Origin of the sequence: Sphingomonas sp. BK235 (assembly GCF_004345855.1) — a bacterium.
In the GTDB taxonomy this organism is placed as follows: domain Bacteria; phylum Pseudomonadota; class Alphaproteobacteria; order Sphingomonadales; family Sphingomonadaceae; genus Sphingomonas.
Genome location: NZ_SLXN01000003.1, coordinates 47,882 through 68,430, shown reverse-complemented (window position 1 = coordinate 68,430; position 20,549 = coordinate 47,882). Strand labels below are relative to the sequence as shown.

Below are 20,549 nucleotides of genomic sequence, written 5' to 3'. Positions count from 1 at the left end.
GGAGCGGCGGCGTGCCCCCCTGGTGACGGTAGGAAGGAGGGAGCGGCGCTGTCCGTCTGGCGCAGCGACGGTGAGGAAGAAGCAGTCCCCCCCTCCCCCGTGTTCCCGCGCACGCGGGAACCCAGAGCCGCGAACGCGCCGTTCCTCAACCCTGGACTCCCGCTTCCGCGCGAGCACAGCTCCAGCGCAGACCGTGACACCGCCATCCGCTCACCCTCCCCGTGCCGCGTCGGGACAGGCCGCGCGCTTCGCCGCCTGATGCGGCGCGCGGGCGCGCTTGGCCAGCGCAGGGCATACGTATTCACAGCGCGCCGCCCGCGCGGTAGAAGATGCTCCCGCTGGAGAGACCGATCCGCCGCCATGGCGCTGTCCGACAAAGTCACCTCGTTCGACATCGCGGCGCTGGCCGGCGTCTCGCAGCCCACCGTGTCGCGCGCGCTGCGCGGCGACAAGACGGTGAGCGCGGCGACGCGGCTGCGCATCGAGGCGATCGCGCGCCAGCTCAACTACAAGGTCGACCGCGCCGCCTCGTCGCTGCGCAAGGGCGAGGCGCGCACGCTGGCGCTGCTGTTCTTCGAGGACCCGCTGCCCGACGATTCGCACATCAACCCCTTCTTCCTGTCGATGCTGGGATCGATCCTGAAGACCTGCGCGCTGCGCGGCTACGACCTGCTCACCTCGTTCCAGCAGCTCTCCGCCGACTGGCACGTCGACTATGCCGATTCGCGCAAGGCCGACGGGCTGATCCTGCTCGGTTACGGCGACTGGCAGCTGTACCGGGCGCGGGTCGAGCAGCTGGTCGGGCAGAAGACGCGGTTCGTGCGCTACGGTTCGGTCGCGGCGAGCGGCGGTCTGGGCACGGTGATCGGCTGCGACAATCGCGCCGGCGGCGGTGCGGTCGGCCGCCACCTGATCGAGCGCGGGCGCCGCCGCGTCGCCTTCATCGGCGAGGCGAGCGACCATTACCCCGAGTTCCGCGACCGCTACCGCGGCCTCGGCGACGCGCTGCGCGAGGCCGGGCTGGCGGCGGACCCGGGGCTGCACGTCGACGCGCTGTCGTCGGAGCAGGCCGGCTATGAGGCGACGCAGCGGCTGATCGCGCGCGGCATCGGCTTCGACTCTTTGTTCGCCGCCTCCGACCTGATCGCACTGGGCGCATTGCGCGCGCTCGACGAGGCCGGGCTGGTGGTGCCGCGCGCGGTGTCGGTGGTCGGCTTCGACGACATTCCCGCGGCGAGCCTGACACGGCCCCCGCTCACCACCGTGGCGCAGGATTACGCGCGCGCCGGCGCGGTGCTGGTCGACACGCTGGTGCGCCAGATCGCGGGCGAGCCGACCGATCACCTCACTTTGCCCGCGACCTTGGTGGTGCGCGCGTCGACGTGAGGTTGCCCGAGTTCAGGTTCACGCGAAGACGCGAGGACGCGAAGAAGAATGTTCACGCGGAGGCGCGGAGGCGCAGAGAGGCGGCCGATGCCGCGCAGCGGCTCTCTCCGCATCAGCCGTAGCAAAGGCCGCCACGCCGCCACAGGCGCTTCTTCCTCCGCGTCTCCGCGCCTCCGCGTGAACACTCCATCTTGCTTCCGCGTCCGTCCCACGAGCTGCGGAGAAGGAAGGAGAGCCGCTGCCGCGGCAACACCCTCTTCGCGTCTCCGCGTCTTCGCGTGATCATGACGGCGTCAGCCCCCCACCAGCGTCGCATGAGCCGGCATCTGCGCCACCTCGCGCCGCACCAGCTGCGCCCATAAAGAGAGAAACTCGCGCGCCTCCTCCAGCGGCTCGGCGTCGGCGAGCGGGTGGTGGCCGTCCGGCAGCACCCCCTGCCCGATCAGCACCTGCACCCACGCCACCTCGGTGAACAATTCGTCCTGCTCGCGCAGCACCACGCCCTGCTCGCGCCACAGCGCCAGCTTGGCCGCGAGCGCCTCGGGCAGCGGCAGTTCGCGGCAGTCGCGCCAGAACCCGCCGTCGCGCCGGTTGGCATGATAGTGGAGCACGAGGAAGTCGCGGATCCGCTCCCACTCGGTCGCGCTCTGGCGGTTGAACGCGTCGCGCGTCGCCGGTCCCGCTGCCGCACCGGGCAGCAGCGCGATCAGCCGCGCGATCGCGGACTGGACGAGGTGGAGGCTGGTCGATTCGAGCGGCTCCATGAACCCCGCCGCCAGCCCGATCGCGACGACGTTGCCGCACCACGGCTCGCGCCGCCGCCCGGTGGTGAAGCGGATCGCGCGCGGCGCCGCCTCGGTGCTGCCGTCCAGCCCGGCGCGCAGCACCTGCTCGGCCGCGGCGTCGTCGAGGTGCGCGCTGCTGTAGACGATGCCGTTGCCGGTGCGGTGACGCAGCGGGATGCGCCACTGCCAGCCAGCGTCGTGCGCGGTGGCGCGCGTGTAGGGGATCGGCGGCGCGACGCGTGCGCAGGGCAGCGCGAGCGCGCGGTCGCACGGCAGGTAGCGGGTCCAGTCCTCGTACGGCACCGCCATCGCCTCGCCGATCAGCAGCGCGGCGAAGCCGGTGCAGTCGACGAACAGCTCGCCGTCGACGCGCCGGTCGCCGTCGAGCCGCAATGCCGTGAGCGCCTCACCCGCGCGCTCGACACCGAGGATGCGCCCCTCGATCCGCTCCACCCCGCGCGCCTCGGCGAAGCGGCGCAGCAGCGCGGCGTAGAGCGCGGCGTCGAAGTGGAAGGCGTAGGGCATCTCGGGCAGCAGCGCGGCGGTGCGCGCGCGGCCGAGCTGCATCCGCCCCTCGCGCGCGGCGAGGTCGTTGAGTGAATGGTCGCCCAGCGGCGCCACCACCCCCGCCGCCCGCGCGCGCAGCCAGCGCTGGTGGAACGGCACCAGACCCGAATCGCGCCCGACGTCGCCGAAGGCGTGGAGGTAGCGCTCGCCCGGCGCGCCCCAGCCGACGAACTCGATGCCGAGCTTGTACGTGCCCTGGGTGGCGTCGAGGAAGGCGCGCTCGTCGAGGCCTAGCGCCTGGTTGAAGGTGCGGATCTGCGGGATCGTCGCCTCGCCGACACCGACGGTGCCGATCGCCTCCGATTCGACCAGCCGCACGCGCCAGCCGGGGCCGAGCAGGTGCGAGAAGGCCGCGGCGCACATCCACCCCGCGCTGCCGCCGCCGGCGATGACGATGGTGCGCATGCGTGGCTCTCCGCGGCGGATCGGGGCGTGGATCGTGAGAGGTCGCGCGCTTCGAGGCAAGCGAGCGCGGCTCCGCCCTCCCCCCCGCGGCGGAAGGGAGGGCGGGAACCCGGTCAGAACCGGTAGGTCAGCCCGACATAATAATCGGTGCCGTAGCGCTGATAGCGCCGCACCTGGCGCGGGTCGCCGTTGGTGTACTGGTAGAAGGCCTGATCGGTCAGGTTCTTCGCCTGCGCCAGGATGGCCAGCCCCTGGAGCGGACCGCTCTGGAATTCATAGCCGATCTGCGCGTCGAGGATTCCCTCCGCCTTGGCGGTGTTCAGCTCCGGCGTGGCGGACAGGCCGCGCACCTCGGCGAGGAACTCGGAGCGGTAGCGGTAGGTCGTGCGCGCCTGGAAGCCCCATTTCTCGAAATAGGCGGTGCCGTTGAGCACCCACTTCGACAGGCCCGGCACCGTCTGCGTGTCCGCCGGCGCGCTGTCGTAGCGTACCGCCGAGCTGGTGTAGCTGCCGCTGCCGAACAGGCCGAAGCCGTCGAGCGAGCGCGTCAGCATGCGCAGCGGCAGCGACAAGGTCGCCTCGGCACCGAGGATCTCGCCGCGGCCCGAGTTGGCGGGCAGCTTGAACAGGCCGTTCTGCGCGTTCTGCGCGCGCACGATGGCCTGCTGCTCGGGCGTCAGCGAGCTGAGCAGCGGCGAGAAGTCATACAGCACGTTGTTGTTCGGATCGACGTAATCGGTCAGCCGCTTGTAATAGCCGGTCAGCGCGACATAGCCGCCGCCGGGGAAGTATTTCTCGAACGACATGTCGATGTTGGTCGACTTGTACGGGCGCAGCTGGAAGTTGCCGCCGTCCGACGAGAAGGGGCTGTTGAGCGGGTCTGACCCACGCCCGACGTTGCCCGGCGTGATCGCGACGTTCTGCGAGATCCGCTCCTGGTCGAGCCGCGGGCGCACCATCGTCTGCGACGCGCCCATCTTGACGAAGCCGCTCGGGATCAGCTCGACCGACAGCGTCGCGCTGGGCAGCACGTTGGTGTATTTCACGCCGCCCGCCACCTCGGACAAGGTCACCGTGCCGGCGTTGAGGCCAGCGATGCGGCCGGTCGAGCTCTGGTCGGTGTGCACCACCTGGACGCCGAGCGAGCCCTTCATCGCCTTGCCGCCGGCGGTGCCGTCGAACACCAATTTGGCGTAGCCGGTCGCGACCTTCTCCTTCACGCCCCACACCTTGGCGAGGCTCTCCGGGCGGTTGTCGAACACCGGGGTGAGCAGGTCGAGCACGCCGCGCGAGTCGAGCGCGAGGATGTTGGGCACGCCGATGAAGCCGAGCGAGACCGGATCGAGCACCACGTCGCTCGGCACCGCGATCGAGGTGGTGGTCCCGCTGGCGACGGTGCAGCCCGTGCCCATGCCCGACGGGCAGTAGAAATAGGAGGTGTATCGCGCCTTCTTCTCGCGCTGCGAGTAATTGGCGCCGGCCTCCCAGCCGCGGATCACGCCCAGGTCGGCGAAGTCGCCGGCCAGGCTCGCGCGCAGCGACTTGAGGTCGTCGCTGAACTTGGGCCGGTTCTGGAAGCCCGCCTGCACCACCGCGTTGGTGCCGTTATAGCCCCAGCCGCCCGGGTCGGTGATGCGGATCACGTCGGTGTTGCTATAGTCGAGCGTCGGCACGATCGAGTAGATGCCGCTGTTCTGGCGCGTGATCGTGATCGTGTCGCGCTGCCCGGTCCCGCCATAGCCGGTGCCGGAATAGGTCTCGATCAGCTCGTCCCGGCGGTTGGCGTGCGACCAGCTCGCGTCGACGTTGAGGTGGATCGACTCGGACAGCTTGAGATCGTTGTTCCAGCCGAACGAATACATGTCGGCGCGGCGCTCGTTGAGGTCGTTGCGCTGCACGGTATACTGCGGCGAGAAGGTCGCGGTCTGGACGTAGCCGTCCTGCACCGTCACCGAGCCGGGGTTGGGCGCGACGTTATAGCCCAGCGGGAACTCGATCCCGCGCAGGTGCTGCGTCTCCTCGAAATGCGTGTACAGCGCGTCGAAGGTCGAGTGGAACGAGTCGCTCGGCTGCCACTCGATCGTGCCGACTCCGCCGTAGCGCTTGAGCAGGTTTGACTGCACATAGGGCTTGGCGCCGCCGAGCAGGCACGGGTTGCCGCCTGCCGCGTCGCAATTGGCGTTGCGGTCGTTGAGCCCCGGATAGCCCCAGGCCTCGTACTTGTCGTAGTTGGTGGGCGATTCCTGCGCGGCGAGGCCGATCGAGATGCCGAGCGTGTCACCCGCGAACTTGTCGACGAAGGTGGCGGTGGCGCGATAGCCGTAGCGCTGCCCGTCGGGGTTGCGCTTGCCGATGCCGTTCATCTGGCCGCGCGCCGAGACGACGAACAGCCGCTCCTTCTGGTCGAGCGGGCGCAGCATGCGCAGGTCGACCGTGCCCGACACGCCGGCCGCGATCAGCGACGCGTCGGCCGACTTGTAGACGTTGACGTTGCTGAAGAACTCCGACGGATATTGGTCGAACTCGACGCCGCGGTTGTCGCCCGTGGTGACCTGCTCGCGGCCGTTGAGCAGGGTGGTCGAGAAATCGGGGCCGAGGCCGCGGATCGACAGGCTCTGGTCGCGGCCCTCGACGCGCTGCGCGGTGACGCCGGGCAGGCGCGCGAGCGAGTCGGCGACCGACACGTCGGGCAGCTTGCCGATGTCCTCGGCCGAGACCGAGTCGACGATGATCGTCGAGTTGCGCTTGATCTCGGCCGACTTGGCGAGGCTGGCGCGGATGCCGGTGACGACGATCTCGTCCGCGCCCGCCTCGGTCGCGGTGGGATCGGGGTTGGCGTTGGCGTCGGGCGTGGGATCGGCCGGCGGCGCGGGCTGGTCGACCGTCGCCTTGGCGGTCGGGTTGGCGGTCGGCGCGGCCGGCTGCGGCGGCGCCTCCTGCGCCTGCGCGGCGGTGGCGACGAGCAGCAGCGCCGCGGCGAGCGCGCCGCCGCTTGCGTGCGAGACGAGGCGCGTGCGCGCCGACGATACGGATGACGAGCGGTCCAAGACGATCCTCCCCTGTCCCGGCGGCCGCGTTGGTGCGACCGTGCCTGGGTTGATGCCGCCGATTAGGCCCGCGCCGGACCGCGTCACAAGAAAGCCACATACGTATTCAGCCGCCTCGGGGCGGGCTGTGGCGCGTCGGACACAGCGGGTCTGGCGGCGTGCACGAGGGAACGAGGGCGGCCGGCGCGACGTTGGCGCGCTTCAGCCGACGGAGATTGTCATGACCCGTGCCCTGCCCCGCGCCGCCGTCCTCGCCGCCCTCCCGCTCGCGCTCGCGCTTGGCGCCTGCGGCAAGGGCGACCAGACGATCACCACCGACGAGAACAACAATGTCGTCGCCAACGAGAGCCAGGCCAACGGCCTCACCGCTTCTGGCGCGGCGGGCGACGTGATGGCGACGGACAATACCATGAGCGGCAACGGCATGACGATGGAGAATGGCGACACGCTCGGCGACCTGTCGAACGGGACGATGTCGGGCGCGAAGTGAGGGGAAGAGGCGGCTGACGATGCGCCCGCCGCGATGACGTTAAGGTCGGTGGAAGCACGGGTGCATGCATCAGGAACCGATGACGGCTATGCTCGCCGATCCTGCCCTGCAGGGCCGTCGATGCATCATTGAGCGCGGACGCTCCACCATGTCATCCCGGCCTTGAGCCGGGATCCATGGCGCCGCAGAAACAACGGCTCGATCGCTCGCGGCACGATGGATCCCGGCTCAAGGCCGGGATGACGACAGGTGGCGAAGATTTCTTCCAGGGAACTATGGGGAAACGCCCACCCGGCCCCCGCTCTCATCCCTACTTCCCCGCCTCCCACGCGCGCTGGCCGCCGATCCACGTCTCCAGCACCTTGGTCTGACGCAGCTCCGACGCGCCCGCGAGCATCGGGTCGCGGTCGAGGATCAGGAAGTCGGCGCGCTGGCCCGGCGCCAGCACCCCGAAGCGATCCTCCGCGAACCCCGCATAGCTCGCGCCGCCGGTATAGGCCCACCACGCCTGCTCGCGCGTCACCGCTTGCTCGGGGTGCCAGCCGCCGGCGGGCTCGCCGTTCGCGTCGGTGCGCGTGAACGCCGCCGCCCAGCCGGCCCAGGGATCGGGCCGCTCGACCGGCACGTCCGAGCCGAACGCCAGTTTCGCGCCGCTGTCGAGCAGCGACTTCCACGCATAGGCGCCCCCCAGCCGCGCCGGGCCGAGCCGCGCCTCCGCCATCAGCCGGTCGCTGGTCTGATGCGTCGGCTGCATCGAGGCGATGATGCCGTAGCGGCCGAACGACGCGAAGTCGGCGGGGTCGACCACCTGCGCGTGCTCGATCCGCCAGCGCCGGTCGCCTTTATAGGTCTGCGACAGCTCGGCGATCGAGTCGATCACCTGCGAGTCGGCGCGGTCGCCGATGGCGTGCACCGCCACCTGATAGCGGTCCATCGCGGCGCGGCTCATGATGTTCTGCAGCTGGTCGTCGCTGAGGAAGCCGAGCCCGCGCTGCCCCGGCGCGTCGGCGTAATCGGCCTTGAGCCACGCCCCGCGCGAGCCGAGCGCGCCGTCGGCGTAGAGCTTGACCCCCTCCAGCCGCAGCCGGTCGTCGTACAGCCACGGCGTCGGCCCGGTGCCGCCGATCGTCACCGCGGTGTCGATGCCGAGCGCGTAGGACATGATCCGCACGCGCAGCGCGCCGGTGTCGCCCATGCGGCGATAGGTCATCCAGTCGTCGAGGCTCGTCCCCATGTCCGCGATCGCGGTGACGCCATAGCCGAGCAGGATCTGCTGCGCCTTGAGGAAGGCGGCGGTGCGGTCCTTCGGGCTGACCTTGGGGACCACCTTCTCCACCAGGTCGGTGGCGCGATCCACCAAGGTGCCGAGCGGCTTCTCGATCCGCCCGCCCGCCGGGTTGGGCGACGCGGCAGTCACGCCGGCGGCCTTGAGCGCGGCCGAGTTGGCCCATAGCGCGTGCCCGTCGGCGCGCGTCATCACCACGGGGCGGTCGGCCACCGCGGCGTCGAGGTCGCCGGCGGTGGGGAAGCGGCCGAGCCCCCACACTTCCTGGTTCCAGCCACGACCGACGATCCACGGCCGCTCCGGATTCTCGCGCGCATAAGCGGCGATCTTGGCCTTGGCCTCGTCGAGCGTGCGCGTGTCGGAGAGATCGAGCGTCAGCGCGGCGATGCCGAGCTGGACGACATGGCCGTGCGCGTCGATCATGCCGGGCACGAGCACGCGACCCTTCATGTCGGCGCGCCAGTCGTAGCGCGGGCCGGGGTTCTTCTTGGTCGGCTTGGATGGCTGCTCGTCGGGCGCGATCAGCCGGACCACCTTGCCCTGCGCGTCGATCACCATTGCCTTGAAGCGGACGACTCGCTGGTCGCGGTCGAGCGTGAGGCCGGTGACATTGTCGATCAGCGCGTCGGCGGCGGCCCCGGGCGCCGAGGCGAGGCAGGAGATCGCGAGGGCGGCGCCGAGCAGGCGCGGGAGCAAGCGGCGGTTCATGCGATCGCCATATGATCGCGCGCGGTCTTTGGCGAGGGTGCGATGCGCGGGTACGTAGGTCGGGCAGGAGCGGTGACGCTGGCGCTGTGGACGGCCACGTCGGTGGCGACCGCGCAGCCGCTGACGTGGACGAAGAAGACGCCCGCTTACGCCTTCGCCTACACGATCCCGCGTGCCGCCGGCGACATCGCGCCGCTGCGCCGCTGGCTCGAGCGCGATCAGGCCGGTTTTCGCCGACGCTTCACGGCGGAGGCCGAGGCGGATTATGCCGAGATGCGACGAGCGAAGGACCGCGATTTCTTCGCTTACGACGGCAGGCGTACATGGAAGGTGGTGGCGCAGACACCGCGGCTGCTCAGCCTCTCGAATGAGACCTATCTGTATACCGGCGGCGCGCACGGCCGGACGTTGATCGACTCGTTCGTCTGGGACAAGGCGCGCGCGACGCTGGTGGAACCGACCGCCTTCTTCTCCTCGCCCGCGCTACTCCAGCGCGTGTTGGGCGCTCGCTGGTGCGCCTGGCTGGCGCGCGAGCGCGCGCGGCGGCTGGGCGGGCCGGTGGCGAAGGATCCCACCTTCCCCTGCCCCAAGATCGCCGAGCTGACGCTGCTGCTCGGCTCGACTGACCGGCGCGCGATCGACCGGGTCGGGCTGATCGCCGGGCAATATGTCGCGGGGTCCTACGCGGAAGGCATGTACGAGATGACCGTGCCGGTCACGCCCGAGCTGCTCGCCGCGGTTCGGCCGGAGTGGCGCGGGGTGTTTCGGGTGCAGCAGTAGGAGTCATCGTCGCCGCGCCCACGTGGCAGTCGGTCGCCGCGTAGACGCACTGCCCCCTCCGTCATCCTGAACTCGTTTCAGGATCTACTCAACCGCGAGCGCCGCCACCGGCTCGTAAGCGACACGGTGGATCCTGAAACAAGTTCAGGATGACGGAAGGGGTGGCTGGCGTTCTCGGAAATATCTTTGGTCAATTGAACCGACGTCACGGGTGTCATCGCGTGCGCGGTCGCATGAGGATCAACCGCTTGCACCGCTTGAGCGGTACCTCCCCCCACCCCGCCGGCAATCCTCCGCCGTCACCGTGTAGCTCGTCTGCTCGCCCGGCCTGACGTCGCCACGCAGCACCTCGCGCCCGCTGCGGCACAACAGCCGCACCGTGCCGTCGAACGCCGGGCGCGTCGCCCAATAATCGCGCGCGAACGTGCGCAGCGGCCGGCGTCTCGCGCCGAGCCCGTCCTCCAGCACCGCCCCCGCGATCAGCGCGCGCGGGTCGTGCACCACCACGAAGCCGCGGGTGGCCAGGTCGATCGCGCTCACCGCCACGCCCGCGACGATCACCAGCAGCGCGATGCGAAGCGAGAAGAAGTAGCGCTGCACCGATGACCAATGCGCGTCGGCGCGGGGGTGTTCCTCTCTCCGCGATCATCGGCTAGCACGGCGCGATGGCCAGCCTTCCCGTGTCCGATCCCGCCCTGCCCGTCTCGATCGACGACGTCCGCGCCGCGCACGCGCGCATCGCGCCCTCGATCGTGCGCACGCCGACGCTGATCAGCCGAACGCTCTCCGAGCTGACCGGCGCGACCGTCTATCTCAAGTTCGAGAACCTCCAGTTCACCGCGGCCTATAAGGAGCGCGGCGCGCTCAACACCTTGCTCCAGCTGTCCGACGAAGCGCGCGCCAAGGGCGTGATCGCGGCCTCGGCGGGCAATCACGCGCAGGGGCTGGCCTATCACGCCAACCGGCTCGGCGTGCCCGCGACGATCGTGATGCCGCGCAACACGCCGACGGTGAAGGTCACCCAGACGCAGGCGCACCGCGCCGACGTGATCCTCGAGGGCGACACGTTCGACGCCGCCTACGCGCACGCGCGGCTGCTGGAATCGGAGCGCGGCTTCACCTTCGTCCACCCGTTCGACGATCCGCGCATCATCGCCGGCCAGGGCACGGTGGCGGTCGAGATGCTCGAGGACCATCCCGACATCGACACGTTGGTGGTGCCGATCGGCGGCGGCGGGCTGATCTCGGGCATGGCGACGGTGGCACGCGCCGCGGCGCGCCCGATCGAGGTGGTCGGCGTCCAGGCCGAGCTCTACCCCTCGATGTACAACCGCATCAACGCCACGCAGCTCGCCTGCGCCGGCGACACGCTGGCGGAGGGCATCGCGGTCAAGGAGCCGGGCGGCATCACCGCGCAGATGGTGGCGCGGCTGGTCGACGAGATCGTGCTCGTCTCGGAGCGCAGCCTGGAAGAGGCGGTGAGCCTGCTGCTCCAGATCGAGAAGACCGTGGTGGAGGGCGCCGGCGCGGCCGGGCTCGCCGCCTTGCTGGCGCATCCCGAGCGGTTCCGCGGGCGCACCGTGGGCGTCGTGCTGTGCGGCGGCAATATCGACACGCGGCTGCTCGCCAACGTGCTGCTGCGCGACCTCGCGCGCTCGGGGCGGCTGGCGCGGCTGCGGCTCCAGCTGCAGGACCAGCCCGGCGCGCTGTACGGCGTGATGCGCGTGTTCGATCGCGAGCGGGTCAACATCATCGAGATCTATCACCAGCGCGTGTTCACCACGCTGCCCGCCAAGGGCCTGATCACCGACATCGAGTGCGAGGCGCGCGACCGCGCGCATCTCGACCGGCTGATCGTGGCGCTGCGCGAGGCCGGCTATGAGGTGCGCCCCGTCGACCTCGCCTGAACCGATATGAGCAAGGCAATGGCGCGGAAATCTTGGTGAATCCACTTTTCACCATCGGCGCGACCCTACATATGGGAGATCACGCACCGGGGCGGAGTCGAAGAGGAGGCTGAAGGCGGTGACCGCGCCATTCCGATTTCCGCGCTTCTTCGTCACCAGCCCGCAGCCGTGCCCGTATCTGCCCGGCCGGCAGGAGCGGAAGGTCTTCACCGAGCTGAGCGGCCCCAACGCGGGCGAGCTCAACGATGCGCTCGGCCGCATCGGTTTCCGCCGCAGCCAGTCGGTCGCCTATCGGCCGAGCTGCGCTGGTTGCGCCGCCTGCGTGTCGGTGCGCGTGCTGACGCACCAGTTCGAGCCCAACGCGAGCCAGCGCAAGCTGATGCGCCGCCACGCCGATCTCGAGGTGAGCGCGTGCCGCCCCTGGGCGACCGACGAGCAATATCAGCTGCTGCGCCAGTATCTCGCGGCGCGTCATCCCGGCGGCGGGATGATCGGCATGGACGAGATGGACTATGCGGACATGGTCGAGCAGTCGCCGGTCAACTCGGTGGTGGTGGAATATCGCGAGCCCGCGGTCGGCGACCGCCCCGGGCGGCTGGTCGGCGCCTGCCTCACCGATCGCCAGACCGACGGCCTGTCGATGGTCTACAGCTTCTTCGCCACCGAGCAGGACGCGCGACCGGGGCTGGGCAATCTGATCATCCTCGATCACATCGCGCGCGCGCGCGAGGCCGGCCTGCCCTATGTGTACCTCGGCTATTGGGTGAAGGGCTCGGCGCGGATGGCGTACAAGACGCGCTACCGCCCGCTCGAGATGCTCGGCCCGCGCGGCTGGACGCTGATGCCCGAGGAAGAGAGTACCGCGATCCGGGTGTGAGGGATGGGGGAGCGGTGTGGTCGCTCGGCGTGCCCGCCCCCGTCCACTGGCCTCATCCTGAAGTCGTTTCAGGATCCACGCCGCGGCTCCGGACCCTAACTGTTCATTGTCGCTGAGGCGGCTCCCCCTTCCCGTCATCCCGGGCTCGACCCGGGATCCATGGTGCCGCGAGCGCCGCCGGCGTTGCTCCCGCGGAAGGATGGATCCCGGCTCAAGGCCGGGATGACGGAGGGCTCTCGCGAGGGTCTCGCTTGCGCAGGAGCCCAGGGCCACTACGCGCACCGCCTGCGACTCTGGGTTCCTGCCTGCGCAGGAACACGGCGTCGGCAAAGCGCCCGCCTCACTCTCCCGCCAGATAGCGCGCGAGCGGCTCGATCATCTCCTCGGGGAGACGCCGCGCGATCACTGGCATCACCTGCTGCGGCTGGCGCGCGTCGACGATCTTCTCGTCGCCGCGCCAGTGCCGCAGCCGCTCGGCGAGATACACCGCGCGCTGGCCCGCGAGCACCGGCTGCGGCTTGCCCCGCGCGTGGCAGCTCGCGCAGGCCGGCAGCTGGCGCTCGGGCAACCCGCGCTCGACGATCAGCCGCGCGCGCGCGTCGCGCCCCGGTGCCGCGCCCAGCCCCGGCAGCGCCGCGAAATGCGCCACCAGCGCGCGGCGCTGCGCGGGCGTGAGCACCACGGCGGCGTTGGCCATCACCGCGCTCTGCCGCCGCCCGTCGGCATAGGCCGCCAGCGCCGCCTCGAGGTAGCCGGCGCGCTGTCCGCCGAGCACGGGAATGTCGGGCTGGCCGCGCCCGCGCCCGTCCGCGCCGTGGCAGGCGACGCAGCCCGCCAGCGTCGCGCCGGCGAGCGCGCGCGCGTCGGTGGTCCCCGCGCCGGTCGCGCCGCCGCTGAGCAGGCGGTACTCGGCCGCCGACATCACCGGCAGCCGCCGCACGAAGGCGACCATGCGGCGGATCTCGTCGTCGCGCCCTTTCCCGCCCCACGCCGGCATGCCGCTATATTTGACGCCGTGGCGCAGGATGTAGAACAGCTGCTTGTCGGTCCATTGCTTCGCGTTGACCGACAGGTCGGGGGCGGGTGGCATCGCCTGCTGCATCACCGGCGAGGGGCGCTGGCCCGGCGCGCCGTGGCAGGTCGCGCAGGCCGCCGCGAAATGGCCCGCCGCGCTCACCATCGCGCCGTCATGCGCGATCGGGTCCCTGGGCGAGTCGAAGAAGCTGTGCGTCTTGACCGAATTGCGCATCGTCCAGTGGAGGAACCACTCGGTCACCGCCCAATGACCCGACGAGGCGGCGATGTTGAAGATGCCCGACCAGGCGAACAGCAACCCTGCCGCCGCCAGCGTCGCCAGCGCGGCGACCAGCCGCTTCCAGGTCACCCGGATCGTCATGCCGCGCGCGGCTCCCGCAAGAGGGTGGCGAGCAGCCACAGCCCGCCAAGGCAGTAGCTCGCGCCGCCCACCACCAGCATCACCACGCCGCCGAGCTGCTGGTCGGCCAGCGCGTCCAGCCCCGGCGCGGGGTGCATCGCCATCATCGCGTAGAGCGGGCGCGGCGCCAGCCCGATCAGCGCGCCCAGCAGCGTCATGTGCATCGAGGTGAGCAGCAGCGCCGCCGCCCCCGCCGCGGCCTGCGCCAGCGCGGCGCGCCACAGCGCCACGCCCGCGGCGAGGAACAGCGCCTGCTCGGCCAGCGCGACGGCGGCGTGGGCATCGGCGAGCGCGCGCAGCGCGGGAAAGTGCCACGCCCAGACGATCGCGAACTCCACCATCGCCCAGAGCAGCGGCGCTCCCACGCTTCGCGGACGCCGCGGCAGCGCGGCGGCGAGCGCGGGCGCGGCGACCGCGACCGCGCCCATGTGCGCCGCCATATGCCCGGTCATGCCGAGCCCGGTGAAGGCGAGCGCGGTGGCGCCGAGCGCGAGCGTCAGGCCGGGCGCGGCTCTCATCGGCAGTCCGTCAGCAGCAGCGCGGGCGCGGCGGTGAAGAGCACCGCGACGAAGCTCAGCCCGGCGAGCAGCAACGTCGCGGTGGCGAGGAAACGCAGCCGGTCGATGTCGGTGCCCTCGTCATGCGGCGGGTCGTCCCCCGGCGTGCGCGACTGCACCCAGGCAATCCAGCCCGAGGCGAGGATGATCGCCAGTGCCGCCCCCGTGCCGACCACGAAGGCGGCCGGGAAGCGCGGGAAGGCACCGAGCTTGGCACAGCTCACCGCCACCCAGAGGTAGCAGAACAGGAAATGCACCGCCCAGACGGTCGGCGGCACGATCAGCGTCCACAGCGTGACTCGCAGCCCGCGGATACGCTCGCCCAGGCGCTGCCGGCCGCGGGGGGCGTCCTCCTTCATGCCGCCCCCGGGAACAGGCCGATCGTGGCGTAAGTCACCACCGCGGTCAGCGCCATGAAATGCTGGTAGACGGTGATGTTGCGCAGGTCGGCGTCGTGGCGCGGCGTCATCCGCCCAGCGAGACTCCGTGCCAGCGTGTAGAGCTGCATGATCGCGCCGACGCCGCAATGCGCCGTCGTCCAGATCGCCAGCGTCCACACGATCGCGGGATAGACGTGGAGCTCGGGCTGGAGGCCGCTCAGCCACGGCCCCGCCAGCCCCGCGCCGATCGCGCCGAGCGACAGCAGCGCCGCCGTCGCCAGCGCCGCGCGCGCGGCGCCGACCGCCTCGCGCCGGTTGAGCGCGCGCGCGGCGACCGTCAGCGCCCAGCTCGCCAGCATCACCGCCATCGCCAGCATCGGCCAGAAGCTGCCCGGCCCGTCCATGCCCGGGCCGCTCGGCGGGAAGTCCTCGTGCCGCGTCCAGAAGAAGTAATAGCCGAACACCAGCCCCGAGAAGGCGGTGGCATCGGCCATCATCGTGATGAACATCGCCCACCAGCCGCTCGCCGACGCGCCCGAAATATAGAGCGGCAGGTCGATGCCGTGCCCGATCGGCTTGCAGTCCTTCTCCGGGATCTCGGCGGTGCCGGTCCACAGCCAGTAGAGCACCAGCGCCAGCGTCACCACCGCCCCGACCAGCGCGGCCCAGTAGAGATGGTAGGTCGTCAGGATGAAGACGCTGCCCAGCGCGATCGCGGTGAGCATCGGCACCACGCTGGGCCCGCCGAGCCGCAGCACCTGCACCGGCCGCGCGTCGAGCACGCTGGTGACGATCGTCTCGCGCCGCCCCTCTTCCGCGTCGGGCAGGAAGAAGCGGCCCTCGTCGACCTTGGCCACGAAATCCTTCTGGTCCCAGATCGGGTAGCGGCTCTCGATCAGCGGGATCGAGCGGATGCCCCAATCCTCGTCGTCGGGATGGGCGAGCCACTCGAGCGTGCCCGCGGCCCAGGGATTGCGCGGCGACTTGGCGCGGCGCGGGCTCAGCGCGAGGTCGACGCACACCAGCAGCACGCCCGCGGCGAAGACCCAGGAGCCGATCGTCGAGGCGAGATTGAGCCCGCCGATGCCGAGCTCCTCCGGATAGGTGAACACGCGCCGCGGCATGCCCATCAGCCCGGAGAAATGCATCGGGAAGAAGGTGAGGTTGGCGCCGCCGAACAGCAGCCAAAAGGCGGCGCGCCCGATCCGGTCGGACAGCTTCTTCCCCGTGATCAGCGGCCAGTAATAATACAGCCCGCCGAACAGCGGGATCAGCGTGCCGCCGATCAGCACGTAGTGGAGGTGCGCGACGATGAAATAGGTGTCGTGCGCCTGCCAGTCGAACGGCGCGATCGCCACCATCACCCCGGTCAGCCCACCGATCACGAAGATCGCGATCGAGCCCGTCACGTAGAGCAGCGGCGTCGACCAGGTCACGCGCCCGGCCCAGAGCGTGGCGATGAAGGCGAAGATCTGGATGCCGGTCGGGATCGCCACCGCCTCCGACGCGGCGGAGAAAAAGGCCAGGCTGATCTTGGGCAGCCCGGTGGTGAACATATGGTGCACCCACAGCCCGAAGCTGAGGAACGCCGTACCCACCGCGGCGAGCACGATCCAGGGATAGCCCAGCAGGTGGCGCCGCGCGAAGGTCGGCACGATCATCGCGAACAGCGCGATCGAGGGCAGGAAGACGATATAGACCTCGGGGTGGCCGAAGATCCAGAACAGGTGCTGCCACAGGATCGGGTCGCCGCCCTTGGCCGCGTCGAAGAAGGGCCAGCCGAGCAGCCGCTCCAGCTCGAACAGCACGTCGCCCGCGATCAGCGGCGGGAAGGCGAACAGGATCATCACCGCGACGACCAGGATGTACCAGGCGTAGAGCGGCATCAGGTTGAGCCGCATGCCCGGCGGGCGACATTTGAGCACGCCGGTGATCAGCTCGACCGCGGCGGCGACCGACGACACCTCGATGAAGCTCAGCCCCAGCATCCAAATGTCCGCGCCGAGCCCGCTGAGGTCGGTGCGCGTGGTGAAGGGCGGGTACATGAACCAGCCGCCGTCGGGCGCGGCGTCGAAGAAGATGGAGCCCGAGACGAAGACGCCGCCGATCAGGAAACTCCAATAGCCGAACGCGCTGAGCCGCGGGAACGGCAGGTCGCGGGCGCCGAGCAGCTGCGGCAGCAGGATGATCGAGACCGCCTCGAACATCGGCACCGCGAACAGGAACATCATCATCGAGCCGTGCAGCGTGAACAGCTGGTTGAAGGTCGACGGCGTGACCAGCTCGTTGCCCGGCTGCGCCAGCTGCACGCGCATGATCAGCGCGAGCACGCCCGCGAACAGCATGAAGCCGAAGGCGGTCAGCGTGTACCACACGCCGACCTGGTTGTTGTTGGTGTCGGTCCAGCGCAGGAACAGGCCCTTGGGCGGCGCCCAGACGGCGCGCAGCCGTTCCTCCTGCGCCGCGCGCAGCGCGGGATCGTCCTGCGCGTGGAGGCTCATCGGTTCGTCTCCAGCCAGCGCGCGATCGCGGTGGCGTCGGCGGCGGACATCTGCGGGTAAGCGGGCATGCGCGCGCCGGGCTTCACCGCGGGCGCGTCGCGGATGAAGCGGACGAGGTTGGCGGTGGTGAGCGGCTGGATCCCCGCCGCCATGCTCGCCCGCGCGCCGAGATGGGTGAGATCCGGCCCGATCGCGCCCGCCGCGCCGGTGCCGCGCACCGCGTGGCAGCCGCCGCAGCCGTGGGCGTCGAACAGCCGCGCACCCGTCGAAGCGGCGGTGGTGACCGGGCGGCGCTCGGCAGCGAGCCAGGCGTCGAAGGCGGCGGGTTCCATCGCCACCACGTCGAACGCCATCAGCGCGTGGCTCAGCCCGCAGAACTCGGCACATTGCCCGCGGAAGCGCCCGGCGCGCGTGGCGTGGACGACGAGCGTGTTGGTCCGCCCCGGCACCATGTCCATCTTGCCGGCGAGCCCGGGCACCCAGAAGCTGTGGAGCACGTCGCCGCCCTCGAGCGCGAGCACGACGTCGCGCCCGACCGGCAGGCGCAGCTCGTTGGCCGAGGTCACCGCCGCGGCGCCGGCGGGCCGATAGGCCATGCGCCACCAGAATTGCTCGCCGGTGACGGTGACGCGCAGGTCATCCCGCGCGGCGCGGATCGGGCGCATCGCGGGCAGCGTCGCGATCAGCAGCGCGAGCAGCACGACGCTCGGCACGATGCCGCCCGCCCACAGCACCAGCCGCATCCCCTGCCGGTGCGTCAGCGCGCCCTCGCGCGAGCGCGACGCGGCGACCATCAGCGCGGCGAGCGCCAGCGCGATCGCCACCGCGCCGAGCACCATCCAGCCCGTCAGCCCGGCGAGCCACGCGGCCTCCGTGCCGAATGTGGTGAATGCGGATTGCCGCCCCGATCCGATGATGTCGCCCCCTTTCCAACGATAAGGTTCCGACACGGGCTTTGTTCCTGACGCGGCGGCGACGATTTGTTGCTGAACCGCCCGGCCGGCCCCGGCGCTAAAGCTAAATTTAGACTCGCTGTCGCATAGCGCCTGACGGGGGACGCCAAGTCGGGGGGCTGGTCGGGCGGTGCTGGTAACGATCAAGACGAGTGCGGCGCGTCCGGGAATGTACGTCCACGCGGTGGCGGGCGGATGGATCGCGAGCCCGTTCTGGCGCAAGCAGCTCGTGCTCGCCGATGCGCGCGACGTCGCCAAACTGATCGACAGCGGCGTGGCCGAGATCGTGATCGACACCGACAAGGGCGTCGGTCCGCTCGTCACGCCACGCGTGGCGCCACCCGCCGCCGTCGACACCCCGCCCGCCACCGAGCAGCCCGCCGCCCCGGCGCGCCGCGTCCGCCGCCGCGCGCTGTCCGAGCTGGACCGCGCGCGCGCGCTGGTGGAACAGTCGCGCGCCGCGATGATGCAGATGTTCGCCGACGCGCGGATGGGCCATGCGGTCGACACGGACGCGCTCCACCCGCTGGCCGAGGCGATCGCCGACTCGGTGGCCCGCGACGCCACCGCGCTCATCACGGTCACCCGGCTGCGCAGCAAGGACGAATATACCTGGCTCCACTCGCTCGCGGTGGGCGCGCTGTTGATCGGCTTCGGGCGTCATCTCGGCCTCCCCGAGGAGGGGCTGCGCGACCTCGGGCTCGCGGGATTGCTCCACGACATCGGCAAGATGGCGGTGCCCAGCGCGGTGCTCGAGAAGAGCGACCGGCTGGATCCCGCCGAGCTGGCGGTGGTGCGGCATCACCCCGAGAAGGGGCACCGGCTGCTGCTCGCGGGTGCGGTGCCCGAGGTGGTGCGCGACGTCTGCCTGCACCATCACGAGCGCGTCGACGGTCGCGGCTATCCGTACGGACTGAGCGGCGCCGACCTCAGCCTCGCCGCGCGCATGGCGGCCGTGTGCGACGTCTATGACGCGGTCACCTCGGTGCGCCCCTACAAGAAGCCGTGGCTGCCCGGCGACGCGCTCGCGCGGATGCTCTCCTGGGAGGGGCATTTCGACCCCGAGCTGCTGGCGAGCTTCATCGATCATATCGGCATCCACCCGCCCGGGGCGCTGGTGCGGTTGCGCTCGAACCTGCTCGCACTGGTGCTCGGCACCAATGCCGACGACCCCACCGCGCCACCGGTGCGCGCCTTCTTCGACGTGCCCACGCAACAGCGGCTCGCCCCGCACGACCGCACCACCGACGCCGCGGGCGACCCGATCCTGTGCGGCGAGCGCGGCGGCTATTGGTTCGGCGCGGACTGGGACGCGCTGCGCGAACGGCTGGTCGACGCGGACGCCGCTGCGGCGGGAACGCCGTCGTGCGCGCGAGCGGCATGATGATGGCGAGCCATCACACGCGCGCCTGCCCCGCGGCGGCGCCTACCCCGCCGCTGCGCCGGGTGCTCGGCTGGCTCGGATCGTCGCGCGCCGAGCGCGCCGACGCGCGCGTCGCGGCGCGGCGCCGGCTGTTCGACTCGATCGGCGAGATGCTGTTCGCCAGCGCGCTCGCGCCGTCGCCGCGCAACTATGGGTTGGTCCACGCCTTCCTCTCGGGCGAGGACGTCGCCACCAGCGCCGCGGTGGCCGAGGCGGTGCGCGACTCGGGCCGGCTGAGCGAGGGCGCCGCGGCGAAGATCGCCGAGGGCCATGCCGCCACCGATCTGGGCGCGGACACGATCGCGCGGCTGACCGAGACGCTGGAGGCCCGGATCGCCGACTGCCTCGGTGCCGCGGGCGCGTCGCGCCAGTCGGCGGAGCGGTTCGGCACTGCGCTGGAGGGCGAGGCCGCGCGCTTCGCCGACGATCCCGGGGCGACGATCGAGCGCGTCGTGGCGCTGACGCGCGACGCGATCACCGCCACCCGCCTCGTCGAGCAGCAGCTCGAACGCGCTCGGCGCGAGGCCGACGCGTTGCGCCGCGACCTCCACCAGGCGCGCCGCGCCGCCGAGCGCGACCATCTGACCGGCCTGCCCAACCGCCGCGCGTTCGAGGCGGCGCTGCGCGCGCTCGCCCATGGCGACGCCCCGGCGACGGTGGCGCTGTGCGACATCGACGACTTCAAGCAGGTCAACGACCGCTTCGGCCATCCCGCGGGGGACCGGGTGCTCCGCTTCGTCGGCACCTTCCTCCAGCGCGAGCTGGGCAGCGACGTGCTGGTGGCGCGCCACGGCGGCGAGGAGTTCGCGTGCCTGTTCCGCGGCACCACCGCCGATGCCGCGCTGGCCCGGCTGGATCGCGCGCGCGAGCGGCTGGCGGCACGCTCGCTGGTCAACCAGGAAACCGGGATCGCGTTCGACCGGGTGACCTTCTCGGGCGGGGTGGCGCAACTCGGCGACACCGGGGCCGCCGCGGCGCTGGGCGAGGCCGACCTCGCGCTCTACGCCGCCAAACATGCGGGCAAGAACCGGATCGGCGCTGGCGGCTGAGCCGGACCGGCGCC

The 20,549-nt window shown here is 71.1% G+C and carries 16 protein-coding genes; 7 read left to right on the top strand and 9 right to left on the bottom strand.

The genetic code is table 11. The annotated features are described in order from the left end of the window. Nucleotides 1-360: 360 nt before the first annotated feature. Nucleotides 361-1,386 carry a LacI family DNA-binding transcriptional regulator gene (locus tag EV292_RS09290; protein ID WP_132908942.1) on the top strand — a complete coding sequence of 342 codons (1,026 nt, stop codon included), beginning with the start codon at nucleotides 361-363 and terminating at the stop codon, nucleotides 1,384-1,386. 293 nt (nucleotides 1,387-1,679) lie between these two features. Here EV292_RS09290 and EV292_RS09285 read toward each other — a convergent pair whose 3' ends face one another. Next, nucleotides 1,680-3,143 carry a tryptophan halogenase family protein gene (locus tag EV292_RS09285; protein WP_132908941.1) on the bottom strand — a complete coding sequence of 488 codons (1,464 nt, stop codon included), beginning with the start codon at nucleotides 3,141-3,143 and terminating at the stop codon, nucleotides 1,680-1,682. A 113-nt stretch (nucleotides 3,144-3,256) separates the two neighbouring features. Continuing rightward, on the bottom strand, nucleotides 3,257-6,190 hold the full coding sequence (locus EV292_RS09280; RefSeq protein WP_243693692.1) for a TonB-dependent receptor: 2,934 nt from the start codon (nucleotides 6,188-6,190) through the stop codon (nucleotides 3,257-3,259). Nucleotides 6,191-6,410: 220 nt separating this feature from the next. Here EV292_RS09280 and EV292_RS09275 point away from each other — a divergent pair, with 220 nt between their 5' ends. Further along, complete coding sequence (locus tag EV292_RS09275; protein WP_132908940.1) at nucleotides 6,411-6,680, top strand: hypothetical protein; 270 nt, start codon at nucleotides 6,411-6,413, stop codon at nucleotides 6,678-6,680. 310 nt (nucleotides 6,681-6,990) lie between these two features. On the opposite strand, the gene EV292_RS09270 is transcribed toward EV292_RS09275, so the two are convergent. Beyond that, complete coding sequence (locus tag EV292_RS09270) at nucleotides 6,991-8,673, bottom strand: amidohydrolase (protein ID WP_132908939.1); 1,683 nt, start codon at nucleotides 8,671-8,673, stop codon at nucleotides 6,991-6,993. A gap of 42 nt (nucleotides 8,674-8,715) precedes the next feature. Here EV292_RS09270 and EV292_RS09265 point away from each other — a divergent pair, with 42 nt between their 5' ends. Next, nucleotides 8,716-9,453, top strand: a complete 738-nt coding sequence (locus EV292_RS09265; protein ID WP_132908938.1) for a DUF4163 domain-containing protein — start codon at nucleotides 8,716-8,718, stop codon at nucleotides 9,451-9,453. A gap of 240 nt (nucleotides 9,454-9,693) precedes the next feature. On the opposite strand, the gene EV292_RS09260 is transcribed toward EV292_RS09265, so the two are convergent. Beyond that, the gene (locus tag EV292_RS09260) at nucleotides 9,694-10,053 is read right to left on the bottom strand and encodes a hypothetical protein (protein ID WP_132908937.1); all 360 of its coding nucleotides are present in this window, start codon (nucleotides 10,051-10,053) and stop codon (nucleotides 9,694-9,696) included. A 65-nt stretch (nucleotides 10,054-10,118) separates the two neighbouring features. Here EV292_RS09260 and EV292_RS09255 point away from each other — a divergent pair, with 65 nt between their 5' ends. Then, on the top strand, nucleotides 10,119-11,360 hold the full coding sequence (locus tag EV292_RS09255) for a threonine ammonia-lyase (RefSeq protein ID WP_132908936.1): 1,242 nt from the start codon (nucleotides 10,119-10,121) through the stop codon (nucleotides 11,358-11,360). Nucleotides 11,361-11,478: 118 nt separating this feature from the next. Continuing rightward, nucleotides 11,479-12,237: an arginyltransferase gene (locus EV292_RS09250; RefSeq protein WP_132908935.1), complete on the top strand. Its 759-nt coding sequence runs from the start codon at nucleotides 11,479-11,481 to the stop codon at nucleotides 12,235-12,237. 340 nt (nucleotides 12,238-12,577) lie between these two features. On the opposite strand, the gene EV292_RS09245 is transcribed toward EV292_RS09250, so the two are convergent. Genes EV292_RS09245 through coxB form a run of 5 tightly spaced genes read right to left on the bottom strand, consistent with a single transcriptional unit; the run spans nucleotide 12,578 to nucleotide 18,060 of the window. Next, the gene (locus EV292_RS09245) at nucleotides 12,578-13,633 is read right to left on the bottom strand and encodes a c-type cytochrome (RefSeq protein ID WP_132908934.1); all 1,056 of its coding nucleotides are present in this window, start codon (nucleotides 13,631-13,633) and stop codon (nucleotides 12,578-12,580) included. Next, nucleotides 13,630-14,190, bottom strand: a complete 561-nt coding sequence (locus EV292_RS09240) for a cytochrome c oxidase assembly protein (protein WP_132908933.1) — start codon at nucleotides 14,188-14,190, stop codon at nucleotides 13,630-13,632. Before EV292_RS09240 ends, EV292_RS09245 begins: the two co-directional genes overlap by 4 nt. Continuing rightward, entirely contained in the window at nucleotides 14,187-14,588 is a 402-nt protein-coding gene (locus tag EV292_RS09235) for a hypothetical protein (protein ID WP_132908932.1), read from the bottom strand. Before EV292_RS09235 ends, EV292_RS09240 begins: the two co-directional genes overlap by 4 nt. Further along, on the bottom strand, nucleotides 14,585-17,110 hold the full coding sequence (ctaD, locus tag EV292_RS09230) for a cytochrome c oxidase subunit I (RefSeq protein ID WP_132908931.1): 2,526 nt from the start codon (nucleotides 17,108-17,110) through the stop codon (nucleotides 14,585-14,587). Before ctaD ends, EV292_RS09235 begins: the two co-directional genes overlap by 4 nt. Further along, nucleotides 17,107-18,060 carry a cytochrome c oxidase subunit II gene (coxB, locus tag EV292_RS09225; RefSeq protein ID WP_243693691.1) on the bottom strand — a complete coding sequence of 318 codons (954 nt, stop codon included), beginning with the start codon at nucleotides 18,058-18,060 and terminating at the stop codon, nucleotides 17,107-17,109. The genes ctaD and coxB overlap by 4 nt, the downstream gene beginning before the upstream one ends. 133 nt (nucleotides 18,061-18,193) lie before the next feature. On the opposite strand from coxB, the gene EV292_RS09220 reads away from it, so the two are divergent. Together EV292_RS09220 and EV292_RS09215 are read left to right on the top strand one after the other, a co-directional pair. After that, nucleotides 18,194-19,447 carry an HD-GYP domain-containing protein gene (locus EV292_RS09220; protein ID WP_132908930.1) on the top strand — a complete coding sequence of 418 codons (1,254 nt, stop codon included), beginning with the start codon at nucleotides 18,194-18,196 and terminating at the stop codon, nucleotides 19,445-19,447. Beyond that, the gene (locus tag EV292_RS09215; protein WP_165927069.1) at nucleotides 19,429-20,535 is read left to right on the top strand and encodes a GGDEF domain-containing protein; all 1,107 of its coding nucleotides are present in this window, start codon (nucleotides 19,429-19,431) and stop codon (nucleotides 20,533-20,535) included. Before EV292_RS09220 ends, EV292_RS09215 begins: the two co-directional genes overlap by 19 nt. Nucleotides 20,536-20,549: the final 14 nt, after the last annotated feature.